We start from the raw sequence: 11,217 nt of genomic DNA, 5'->3' as shown, positions 1-11,217 counted from the left end.
GGGTCAAAAAAGCGTCATTCAGCTCTCAATCTCCCAAATTCCAGCCCCATGCAACGCCGACATTTTATTCAGACGACGGCTGCGGCCGCGGTGGTGCCGACGCTGCTCGGTGGCCTGCCCCTGGGGGCTTACGGGTTTTCGCCCGAGCTCTACGCCCTCACCGGCGGAGCCACCCAAACCGACCGGGTACTGGTGCTGGTGCAGCTGAATGGCGGCAACGACGGCCTCAATACCGTGCTGCCCCTCGACCAGTATTCGGCCCTGATGAACGCGCGGGCCAACATTGCCATTCCCGAAGCCGCCGCCCTGCGCCTGAACGCGGCCACCGGCCTGCACCCGGCCATGACGGGCCTCAAGAACCTGTTCGACAACCAGCAGCTGGGGCTAGTGCAGGCCGTGGGCTACCCCAACCCCAACTTCAGCCACTTTCGGGCCACCGACATCTGGACTTCGGCCTCCGACTCGAACGTGACCATCACCTCGGGCTGGGCCGGGCGCTACCTCGACAGCGAGTTTGGGGGCTACCCTACCGGCTACCCCAGCGCCCAGAACCCCGACCCGCTGGCCATCAGCATCGGCTCGGTGGTGAGCAACTGCGTGCAGGGCCCCAGCGTGAACATGGGCATGGCCATTGCCAGCACCAGCTCGTTCTACCAGCTGCTCACCGGCTCGGTCGATACGGCTCCCAACACCCCGGCCGGCCACGAAATAACGTTTATCCGGCGCGTGGTGCAGCAAACCCAGGTGTACACCACGGCCATTCAGACGGCGGCGGTCAAGGCCAAAAACCTTTCCGCCCTCTACCCGGCCGCCGGCAAAAACGCTTTGGCCGACCAGCTCAAAATAGTGGCCCAGCTGGTGGCCGGCGGCCTCCAGACCCGGGTGTACGTCTGCAACCTCGGCGGCTTCGATACCCACGTGAGCCAGGTAGTGGCCGGCGACCCTACCACCGGCACCCACGCCACGCTGCTGGGCAAGGTATCGGAGGCAATTGCGGCTTTCCAGGACGACTTGGGCCTGCTGCGGGTGCAGGATCGGGTGGTAGGCCTCACGTTTTCCGAGTTCGGGCGGCGCATCAAGTCCAACTCGGGCAATGGAACCGACCATGGCGCGGCCGCCCCGCTGTTCGTGTTCGGCAGCAGCGTGAACCCGCGCATCCATGGCACCAACCCGCAGCTGCCCGCCAGCGCCGCCGTCAACGACCAGGTACCGATGCAATTCGACTTTCGGGCCATTTACGCCAGCGTACTCAAAGACTGGTTTAAGGTACCGCAGGCTACTTTGGATGCGCTACTACCCTCGGCGGGCGGGGCATTTCCCTACGTGCCGGTTATCCGGCCCGAAGTAGTGACGGGCACCCACCCGGCGGCGCTCAACGTGCCAGGCTTTCGGGTGTGGCCCAACCCCGTGCGTGAGGGCCGGGCCACCGCCGAGTTTGAGGCCCAGGGCGGCCACGTGCAGGTGCTGCTGCTCGACACCGTGGGCCGCGAAGTGCGCCGCGCCCTCGACCGGACCGTAACCGCCGGCCCGCGCCATCTACCACTCGATTTAAGCGGTCTGGCCGCCGGAGCTTACTACTGCCAAGTGCGCGAAGGCCAGCGTAGCAGCAGCCTGTTGCTGGCTTTGGAGTAGAAATGGCACGCCGGCAAACCCGTCCGTAGTGCTTTCTTTTGCCGGAGCAGGTATCAAAATCGGCTGCCATGCGTACAGATTCGCAGGCTGCCCATTCGGGCCGCTCCCTACTTCTTTTTTCAGCTGATTCTGCCCTTTCTCTTATGAGCAACCAACTCACTACCGACATCGACAAAATCGTACCCGAAGACATCATCAATGCGCTGGAAAGCGGTTACCGGGTGTTTCGGGGCGAGCAGGAGCACTTCGAGGATATGGTGAAGCACGGCAGCTCGCTGTTGCGCAAAATTTCGCAGCGCTTCACGCCCGTCCAGATTATTGTGGGTATTGCCGTACTGGCCAGCGTGGCAGTAGTTGCCGTGTCGAAAACAGCCCAGATCCTTGAAGATAACGACGACGAATAGCCGCGGTGCCTTAACAGGCCCTGACTAAAGTCAGAAACAAAGCCTCTTTCCGATGGGAAGAGGCTTTTTCATGACCCACTAGTATAAATATAGTTTTATCAATAAACATTTATCCCTATAATTGTAAAAGCAATATAAATACTTGCTTCAGGCGCATATCAGAGTTCTCACTTCAAGTAGACTGAGCTGCTCTCAATCCGCCTGCTGATCTTATTATTAGGCTTCCTCGCTTATGAAAACGTTCATGTCGCTGCTCCTGCTGGCAGGAGCTACCGCGCTGGCAACCCCAGCCCATGCCCAGCAGCCAACTGCCCGCCCCACTGCCGAGCCGGGCGTTAAGTCCACAACCAATCATCCCGTCGGCACTGCCCAGGCCGCGCGCACCCCGGCGGCCGACACCAAACTTACCTGGCAGCAGCGGCGAGCAATAAAGAAAAAGAAGCTCACGCCCTACGCCGAGGCTATGCTGCACAACGAGCTATTGCGCGAGGAACCGAAACCTACCGGCAACGGCCTGCTTTAGCGCCGCGCCAGGTAGGCCTCGCGGGCTTCGCGCAGCAGCCGCAGCAGGGTGGCGCGCTGGCGCAGCAATGCCTCCATGGTGGGGCGTTGGCTGTCGAACAGGCGCAGGGCCCGTAGCCGCCGCCGCCGCTCGTGCAGTGTACCGGCGTAGCCCAGGGCGTAAAAGCCCGATACCGGTAGGCTTAGGAAGTAGAGCAGCGTCCAGCGCCAGTCCTGGGTAAAGTGGTGTACCAGCGCCGTCTGGCCTAAGTAGAAGCCGGTGAATGAAAGCATGCCCACCGTCAGCATAATGGGCGCCACAAACTCGACCTCGCTGGTAGCGCGGCGCGCCACCCACGACGGAATAATGTAGGGCAAGTAGCTGCTGATTAACCCATAAACGTATACTGGCAGGCCCAGCAGCAGGCGCCCCGCGGCCACCGCGGCCCGACGGCCGCGGTGGCTGGACGGACCGCGGGCGGCCAGGGCATCGTCGGTCAGGCCTAGCTGCTGGAGCTGCTGCAGGTAGGCATGCAGGCGCTGGCGCACCTCCAGCAGGCGCGCCGGCTCGTGCTGCTCGAAGTAGCGGCCGGCCTTCAGCAGCGTGCGGCTGAGCAGAAAGTTGTCGTAGAGTGTTTCCTCATCGTCCTGAATCAGGTGCTGGCCGAAAGTGCGCTCCACCTGGGTTATCAGCTCGTCTTCTTCATCGGAAACGGTGATGACGAGGTGGGCCTCCAGGCGGGTCCGGATTTCCTCGGTGAGGGCCTCAGCGGCAGCCTCGGGGTTCTCGCGGTACTGCGCGGCGTAATCGGCCACGCAAATAGGCTCGGCCAGGTTGATGAAAACGTCGGAACGAAAGCGTTGGGGGTCGAAGTAGTTGATGCCCAAGGGCAGAATGCGCAACCCCAGCTGGAAATTGCGGCGGGCCTCGGCTCCGAGAGCAATGCGGGCGGCCCCGGTTTTAAGCGGCCGCAGCCGCCGCTCCGATACGCTGGTGCCCTCGGGGAAAATCATGATGGTCCCGCCCCGGTCGAAGTAGTCGTAGCAGCGCCCGAACGCCTTTTCGTTCTGGGCTTCGAGCTGAGCGGGCGTCAGTGTTTCGGCGCCGGTGTCGAGGTCCTGGCGGCGGTAGATGGGAATGGAATTGCCCGACTCCATAATGGCCCGCAGAATCGGATTCTGAAAAAACGTGCTTTTGGCCAGAAACGCAATGGGCTGGCGGCGGTTAATGGCGGCCACCAAGGGGTCCATGAGCGTATTGGGGTGGTTGCTGGCAATAAGCAGCGGGCCGGCCCCTTGCAGCCGCTCGCGGTGGCGTACTTCGAGCCGGCGAAAGAATACGCGCAACGCCACCTGCACCAGGGGCTTCATAACGGTGTAGAAAAGCATAGCTACAAGAAAAGCAGATTTTGGGCGGAAACCGGTGGCGGGTTCCGGAACGAAGGTGCGGCCGCCAGCGGTGGCCACCAAACCATTATTCGTTGTATTCAGACTTTTCAGCTGACGCGGGCGCTGGTTTGCGCAGGGTCGCGCATCTTTACGTTTCATGAACCGCCTGCTGCTCCTTCTTCTGCTGTGTGTTGGTGGCCTGATGCGGCCGGCGGCTACCCGTGCCCAGACCCTGGCCCCCGACACGCTCGGCCCCGCCGCACCTGCGGCCCCAGCCCCGGCGGCCACACTGCGCCAGGCCCGGCAACTGGTGCTGGAACGCCGCTACGACAGTGCCTGGCGGCTGCTGGCCCAGCTCGATGCACGCAACGCCGACCCGGCCATTGCCATTGAGAAGGCCGATTTAGCCCTGCGCTACTACACCGCCACCGACCAGCTTACGCGCTTCGCCTTCCGCGACCTGAAGCTGCTCGACCTGGCCCCCGACAGCCTGCGCCAACTGGGCCACGACAGCCTGCGCTACCGGTTTGCGGTGCGGCAGGTGCTGGAGCAGCTGCAGCGCCGCTACCCCGATAACTACCGCCTCGCCCGCGCCCTGGGCGATTATTATTACACAGTGCAGCAGTGCGACTGCGCCGAGGAGGGCATCGGCGAAGACGAGGTATTTCTGCGCACCATTACCGAGTACCAGCAGGCCCACGCCCACGGCCAAGGCGACTACCTTTCTTACTTTGCCCTGGGCTATGCCTACCAGCGTCTGGGCCGGTTTCAGGCCAGCATTGCGCCCTTCGAGCGGTCGTTGGAGCTACGTCCCCGCAACCCCACGGCGCACCTGAACATGGCTTTCGTGATGCTGGAGCTCCGGGAGCTGGAAAAAGCCCGCGACCATGCCCGCCGCGCCCAGCAGTACTTCCCCGATGCCCACCATAAAGAGGATGCCGGCTTTCTGCTGAAGGAAATTGAGGAACGAATCAGCCAGACCAGCCGTGGGGATTCGGGGGCCTCGGCAGTGCCCGCCGCCGCGCCACTGCCCCCCACCAATGCCGACGCAGCGGATGGAGAAACGATGAGCGACGAAACTGCCCAGCAGGAGGCTAAGCCGAAGGAGGCAGCGGAGGCCAAGCCCAAAAAGGCTGAACCCGCGCAAGGAAAGTCCGCGGCAGGCAAAACCCCAAAAAAAGCGCCGGCTGCCAACACCCCAACTACAACCAAAGCGCGCCCGGCAACTTCCGCGCAGCCCGCATCTGCTGCTAAAAGCCCGAAACCCAGCTCGGGCAAAAGCACCGTTCCCAACAAGCAGCACAGTCAGAAACCGAAGCCCAGCCAGCCGGCCATAGGAACTCCGGCGCCCTGAGCTAACCGGCCTCTCGAACGGCAACTTACTCTTGCACCGAGCCACCCACTCACTTGTTCATCACGCTGTTCTGCCGGTTGATGGATTCGAGATGCACGGCGTCGAAATACTTGCGGATGAAGTCGGCCGTGAGGCCCAGCTGGTCGCCTTTGCGGATGCCGCGCTCCAGAATTTCGTTCCAGCGACTGGTTTGCAGGATCGTGATGTCATTTTCCTTTTTGTAGCGGCCGATGCTTTCGGCCACCTGCATGCGGCGGCCCAGCAAGTGCAGAATTTCATCGTCGAGCTGGTTGATTTGCTCGCGCAGTTGGGCCAGTACCGTCAGGAACTCCTGCTGGTCGGTGGTTTCCTGGCGCCATATCAGGCCGTCGAGCAGTTCGGCCAGACGCTGCGGGGTTACCTGCTGCTTGGCATCGGACCAGGCATTGTCGGGGTCGATGTGCGATTCGAGCATCAGGCCGTCGAAGCCCAGGTCGATGGACTGCTGGGCCACGGCGGCCAGGCCCGTGCGGTTGCCACAGATGTGGCTGGGGTCGCAGATGAGCGGCAAATCGGGCAGGCGGCGCCGCATTTCGATAGGCAGATGCCACATGGGCGCGTTGCGGTACTCGGTGTTGCCGTAGCTGGCGAATCCCCGATGAATCAAACCAATATTCTGCACCCCGGCCTTGGCGAGGCGCTCCACCGCTCCCAGCCACAGCTCCAGATCGGGATGAACCGGGTTTTTGATAAACACCGGCACCTGCACGCCGCGCAGCGCATCGGCCAAAGCTTGCACCGAAAAGGGATTTACCGTGGTGCGGGCCCCAATCCAGAGCACATCTACCTCAAAGGCCAGCGCATCTTCTACGTGCTTGGGCGTGGCTACCTCCACGGTAGTTGGCAGGCCCGTGAGCTGCCGGGCCTTCTGTAGCCACGGCAACCCTTTGGTGCCAATACCCTCGAACATACCCGGCTTGGTGCGCGGCTTCCAGATGCCTGCCCGCAGCATATCAACCCGGCCAGTGGCAGCCAGCTGCGTGCAGGTAGCCAGCAGCTGTTCTTCAGTTTCGGCCGAGCATGGCCCGGAAATAATCAGCGGCTTTTTACCGGGAAAGTTGGTGGCAGCAGCCGTTTGGGCTTCAGTATGGGGCATGAGTTCGGGGAATGAGTGTGTTGGTTATTTGGGAGATGGGACGGGGCTCAGCATGACGGCGCGTCCCCCTCCCTATCTCCTCATTTTAGAATTTTCCTAATCCGGTTGGCCTGCTCGATTTGCTCATAGAGGCCGGCGTCGTTGCCGTCGGCCAGCAGGTCGCGCAGGTGCTGGAGCTGGCGCAGGTGCTCATCTACTACATCCAGCACATTGTCGCGGTTTTGGCGGAAGATGGGCACCCACATAGCGGGCGAGCTTTTGGCCAGCCGCACCGTCGATTCGAAACCGCCGCTGGCCAGGGCGAATATCTGCTGTTCGCTTTGCTCTTTCTGCAACACCGTAAGCGCCAAAGCAAACGAGCTGATGTGCGAGATGTGCGACACGTACGCAGCGTGCAGGTCGTGGGCGGCGGCCGACATATACGTCAGTTGCATGGCCAAGCGCCTAAATACGGCCTCCACCCGCGCCAGCGCATCGGGCGCACTGGCGGCCGCATCGCACACCACCAGCGTTTTACCCTCAAACAGCTTCGGCACCGCTGCTTCGGGCCCCGAGTGCTCGGTGCCTGCCATAGGATGCACCGCCACAAAGCGGGCCCGGTTGGCGTGACCGGCTACCTGGCGCAGCAGCAGCTCCTTAGTCGAGCCCACATCAATAACTACCTGCCGGTCGGTGGCCGCATCGAGCACCTGGGGCAGCACCGTGAGCATAGCATCCATGGGCACCGCCACCACCACTAAATCGGCCCGGTCAACAGCCTCGGCCAGGTCATGGGTTGACTCATTAATCAGCCCCAGCGCTAGGGCCTGCGCCAGGTTCTGCGGGTTGTGGTCGAGGCCGATAATGTGGTGGGCCAGCCCGGTTTCGCGCAGGCTAAGGGCCAGTGAGCCGCCAATCAACCCAATTCCAATGATGCTGACAACCATGTTTTTACTGTCTAGAATGTGCGTGATGTGGAAAAGTAACAACCTCCAGTGTCATGCTGAGCGGAGCCGAAGCATATCTACTGCAGTGCTAATCCTGACGTTTGGTTGGTTTGGCAACGAAGCGGTAGAGATGCTTCGGCTGCGCTCCGCATGACATCGGCTTTCTTTCCGCTGCTTACCAGCTCACGGCCTGCACCCGTTTCAGCGCCGCTTGCAGCACTTCGGGCGGCTGGCATAAACTCACGCGAATGTAGCCGTTGCCGTTGCTGCCGAAGATGCCGCCGGGTGTCAGAAACACGCGGGCTTGGTGCAACAGCGCGTCGCTTAGGGCGTAGCCGTCGGCGTATTCGGGCGGCACGGCGGCCCACACAAACAGGCCCACCTGGCCCGGTGTGGGGTAGCAGCCGAGCTGCGCCAACAGCTCCAGCACCAGCTCGCGGCGGGCGGCATACCGGGCATTCAGCTCGTGCTGCCAGCTGTCGTCCAGGCCCAGAGCCGCCACGGCCGCCAGCTGCACCGGCAGAAACATGCCCGAGTCGAGGTTGCTTTTAAAGCGCAGCACCTGCTGCAGCAAGTCGGCGCGGCCGGCCAGCAGCCCCACCCGCCAGCCCGCCAGGTTGTGCGACTTACTGAGCGAGTTCAGCTCCAGCACCACCTCGCGGGCCCCGGCTACGGCCAGCAGGCTTTGCGCAGGCCGCTCATTAAGAATGAAGCTGTAAGGGTTATCGTGAACCAACAGAATATCATGGTCCCTGGCAAACGCCACCAGCCGCTCGAAGAAGCCCGGCGGCGGCGGGGTGCCGGTGGGCATGTGCGGGTAGTTGACCCACATAATCTTCACCCGGCGCAAGTCCTGGCGGGCCAGCGCCTCCAGGTCGGGCAGCCAGTTGGTTTCGGCCGTCAGGTCGTAGTCGTGGGGGGTGGCGCCGCTGAGCTGGGCGGCGGCGCGGTAGGCCGGATAGCCGGGGTTGGGCAGCAGCACCTCGTCGCCAGCCTCCAGAAAGGTCATGCTTATATGCATAATGCCTTCCTTGGAGCCCAGCAAGGGCAGTATTTCGGTGGCCGGATCGAGCGTTACGCCATACTGGCGCTGGTACCAGCCGGCCATGGCCTGCCGCAGGGCGGGCACGCCCTGGTAGCTCTGGTAGGCATGGGCGTCCGGCCGCTGGGCGGCGTCCGTCAGGGCCGCCACCACGTGCGGGTGGGGCGGCAAGTCAGGCGAGCCGATTCCCAGGTTAATCACGGGCTCTCCTAACTGATTAAGCGCGGCAATTTCGCGCAGCTTCTGCGAAAAGTAATATTCCTGAGTATGCTGCAGGCGGCTGGCGACTTGCATCTGGGCGGTATTTTAGCGGTTGGAACGAACAGTGAATTGCGTTGAGCCCAGAGTCGGCTCAACGCAGCTCTGGCACAACGATTTTTGGGGTAGCGACTATGGCATTCTGCGGCCGTTCCGATGCGCTCAGCACAAGAGTGGCTCCCTCACGCATCCCAAGTTCCATAGCCCCCCGGCAGTAGGTGCCCAGCACCTGCAGGCTATCGGTGAGCGGGACCAGGGCCGCGAGAGTGGCCGCGAGCTGGGCTGGCTCATCGAACTCGAGGTCGGCGTGAAAATAGTAGTGCCAGGTGCGGCCCGGCCGGGGACACGACTGCAGCTTCGAGAGGTTCACGCCCTGCGCCGCCACTGCCGTAAGCACCTGTGCAAGGCCTCCGGGCACATTTGGCGCTTCGAAATACAGCGAGGCTTTGTTGGGCCGGGGCTCGAAAGGCGCGGCGGCCGCCCGATGCAGCACCAGGAAGCGAGTGTAGTTATGGGGCTCAGTCTGGATATCGGGCGCCAGGATATCGAGCCCGAATAGCTCGGCGGCCAGCTCGCCAGCCACCGCGGCCCGCCCTGGCTGGGGCCGCTCGCGCAGATGGCGCGCACTCAGGGCCGTATCCTGGGTTTCGACGAGTTGCCAGTGCGGGTGGCGGCCCAGAAAATCGGCGCACTGCAGCAGGGCCATGGGATGCGAATGCACCTCGCGCACCTCGGCCAGCGTCTGGCCGGGCAGGCCCAGCAGGTGCTGGCGGATGGGCAGGTACACCTCGCCCGTGATGCGCAGCCCGGCCCGGCGCAGCAGCGCATAGTTGGGCAGAATACTACCGGCCAGCGAGTTTTCGATGGCTATCACCCCGGCCGCTACCACCCCCTCGGCCACAGCCGCCACCAGCTGGCCGAAGGTGGCGCACGGCTGCACGGCCACCGCCGCCCCGAAGTACCGGCGGGCCGCAATCTGGTGGAAACAGCCTTCGAAACCTTGAATAGCAACCATGAGGTGAGGTGGTAAAATGGGCAATCTGGTGTTTGAAACGCTTGGCTACGGGCACAAAAAAAGCGCCTCCCGAAAGTGTCGGGAGGCGCTGAAAATTTCGAATCGAAATACTACAGAACGGCCGCTCGACTGCTGGGGAGGCAGTAGAAATAAAAGCTGAAATAAAAGCGAACGGCAGACTGAAGCATGGGGGCAACGAGGCGTTTTAGTGGCGGCAAGGTGGAGAGGCAAACTGGCAATTCCAAATTCGGAGCTTAAAAAAATCCTAACGAACGGTAGTCAATTAGAAGGGTGACACTACCAAACTGGTCGGCAATGGCCACCTCGGTCCAACCACCCTGCTTCACCATACGGCCTTATAGCCAATGCCTTTGGGCTGAGCCTGGCAGAAGCCCGCGCGGAGCAGCACGGCCAGCCAATAGTCTGGCACGGTTTTGCCATACGGTCCTGCTTAATACCCTCTCAGCCCTTTCTTTCCAATACTTTCCGCTCATGACTACTGCTCAGCTCTTCGCTCGCCTCGCCGCCGCCACTCTCCTTGTTTCCGGTTTTGCCACCGCTGCCGAAGCGCAGGTGCGCCGCGTACCGGCCCGGCCTGCGTCGTCCTATTCCTCCCCGTCGTCGGCCACCGACGGCGTAAAATTCGGCATCCGGGCCGGCGTAAACGTGGCCGATCTGTCGGGCGATGCCGTGAATACCTTCACCGACCTGGCGGATTACACCAACGGGGCCGTTACCAAGCAAATGAAACCGGGCTTCTATGCCGGCCTGTATGCCACGCTGCCGCTCGGCCCACGCTTTGCCATCGAGCCCGGCCTGGGCTACTCCGAGAAGGGCGTTAAGCTGAACGGCCGCATTCCGCTCGAACAGTTCAACTTCCTCAATGCCAAGCTCGACGCTACGGCCCGCCTGGCCTACCTCGATATTCCGGTATTGGCCAAGGCCTACATCACCGACGGGCTTTACGTGTACGCTGGGCCCCAGGCTTCGGTGCTACTTTCGGGCAAGGCCCGCGTGCAGGCCAGCGCCCTGGGTTTCTCGGCGTTCAAAACCGATTTCGACGTGAAAGACCAGCTGCGGACCGTAGACTTTGCCGTAGTGGGCGGCCTGGGCTACCAGTTCCAGAACGGCTTCGGCCTGAGCGCCGGCTACGACTACGGCCTGTCTTCGCTCGACAAAAACAACAACTTCGACGCCCAGAACCGCGTCATCAAGGCTTCGCTGAACTACTCGTTTTAGAAATAAGAGGTGAGACATGTGCTGGGGTTGCCCAAGGGCTTCGTCTAGCTCACTGCTCACCTCTATTATCTAACTTCTCATAAAAAAACCGAAGGCGGCCCGGCGGCGTGAGCAACACAGGAGCTGCAACTCGCTGCGTCCGCCGTCTGTGAGTGAGGTGGGCCACCTTCGGAAATGGGGGTTGGAACTGCCGACGCTGACCACTGGGGGGCCAGGCAATGCTGCTGAAAGCAGGAGCACCGGCCGGGCCCGCCAGGTTGCAAGACTAACGGCCCGTATTCGCATTTATTTTGATGACAGCCGCGCCGCCGGTTTTCAGCTT

General features: G+C 62.3%; 10 protein-coding genes. 5 read left to right on the top strand and 5 right to left on the bottom strand.

Translation table 11 applies throughout. The features are described from left to right. The first annotated feature begins 48 nt into the window (after window positions 1–48). The 3 genes from BLW21_RS13010 (at window position 49) to BLW21_RS13000 (ending at window position 2,559) form a co-directional block, all read left to right on the top strand. The gene (locus BLW21_RS13010) at window positions 49–1,632 is read left to right on the top strand and encodes a DUF1501 domain-containing protein (protein ID WP_092740708.1); all 1,584 of its coding nucleotides are present in this window, start codon (window positions 49–51) and stop codon (window positions 1,630–1,632) included. Between the two features lie 143 nt (window positions 1,633–1,775). Further along, window positions 1,776–2,036: a hypothetical protein gene (locus tag BLW21_RS13005; protein WP_092740706.1), complete on the top strand. Its 261-nt coding sequence runs from the start codon at window positions 1,776–1,778 to the stop codon at window positions 2,034–2,036. Window positions 2,037–2,268: 232 nt separating this feature from the next. Further along, entirely contained in the window at window positions 2,269–2,559 is a 291-nt protein-coding gene (locus tag BLW21_RS13000; protein ID WP_092740704.1) for a hypothetical protein, read from the top strand. On the opposite strand, the gene BLW21_RS12995 is transcribed toward BLW21_RS13000, so the two are convergent. Beyond that, the gene (locus BLW21_RS12995; RefSeq protein WP_175470960.1) at window positions 2,556–3,926 is read right to left on the bottom strand and encodes a lysophospholipid acyltransferase family protein; all 1,371 of its coding nucleotides are present in this window, start codon (window positions 3,924–3,926) and stop codon (window positions 2,556–2,558) included. The two genes, BLW21_RS13000 and BLW21_RS12995, sit on opposite strands and share 4 nt — an antisense overlap. Before the next feature lie 157 nt (window positions 3,927–4,083). Between BLW21_RS12995 and BLW21_RS12990 the strand changes: the two genes are divergently transcribed. Further along, the gene (locus tag BLW21_RS12990) at window positions 4,084–5,280 is read left to right on the top strand and encodes a tetratricopeptide repeat protein (RefSeq protein ID WP_092740700.1); all 1,197 of its coding nucleotides are present in this window, start codon (window positions 4,084–4,086) and stop codon (window positions 5,278–5,280) included. A gap of 49 nt (window positions 5,281–5,329) precedes the next feature. Here BLW21_RS12990 and BLW21_RS12985 read toward each other — a convergent pair whose 3' ends face one another. The 4 genes from BLW21_RS12985 to BLW21_RS12970 form a co-directional block, all read right to left on the bottom strand. After that, window positions 5,330–6,415, bottom strand: coding sequence for a chorismate mutase (locus BLW21_RS12985; RefSeq protein ID WP_092740698.1), 1,086 nt, complete (start codon window positions 6,413–6,415; stop codon window positions 5,330–5,332). A gap of 80 nt (window positions 6,416–6,495) precedes the next feature. Then, the gene (locus tag BLW21_RS12980) at window positions 6,496–7,341 is read right to left on the bottom strand and encodes a prephenate dehydrogenase (RefSeq protein ID WP_092740696.1); all 846 of its coding nucleotides are present in this window, start codon (window positions 7,339–7,341) and stop codon (window positions 6,496–6,498) included. 175 nt (window positions 7,342–7,516) lie between these two features. Beyond that, on the bottom strand, window positions 7,517–8,677 hold the full coding sequence (locus tag BLW21_RS12975; RefSeq protein WP_092740694.1) for a pyridoxal phosphate-dependent aminotransferase: 1,161 nt from the start codon (window positions 8,675–8,677) through the stop codon (window positions 7,517–7,519). Window positions 8,678–8,735: 58 nt separating this feature from the next. After that, window positions 8,736–9,656 (bottom strand): prephenate dehydratase, encoded by a 921-nt coding sequence (locus BLW21_RS12970; RefSeq protein WP_092740692.1) that lies wholly within the window; start codon window positions 9,654–9,656, stop codon window positions 8,736–8,738. A gap of 492 nt (window positions 9,657–10,148) precedes the next feature. Here BLW21_RS12970 and BLW21_RS12965 point away from each other — a divergent pair, with 492 nt between their 5' ends. Beyond that, window positions 10,149–10,895 carry a porin family protein gene (locus BLW21_RS12965; RefSeq protein ID WP_092740690.1) on the top strand — a complete coding sequence of 249 codons (747 nt, stop codon included), beginning with the start codon at window positions 10,149–10,151 and terminating at the stop codon, window positions 10,893–10,895. Window positions 10,896–11,217 lie beyond the last annotated feature (322 nt).

Source organism: Hymenobacter psychrophilus, from assembly GCF_900107135.1.
Lineage (GTDB): Bacteria > Bacteroidota > Bacteroidia > Cytophagales > Hymenobacteraceae > Hymenobacter > Hymenobacter psychrophilus.
The sequence above is the reverse complement of the archived record's forward strand: the minus strand, read 5'-3'. Positions and strand labels throughout refer to the sequence as shown.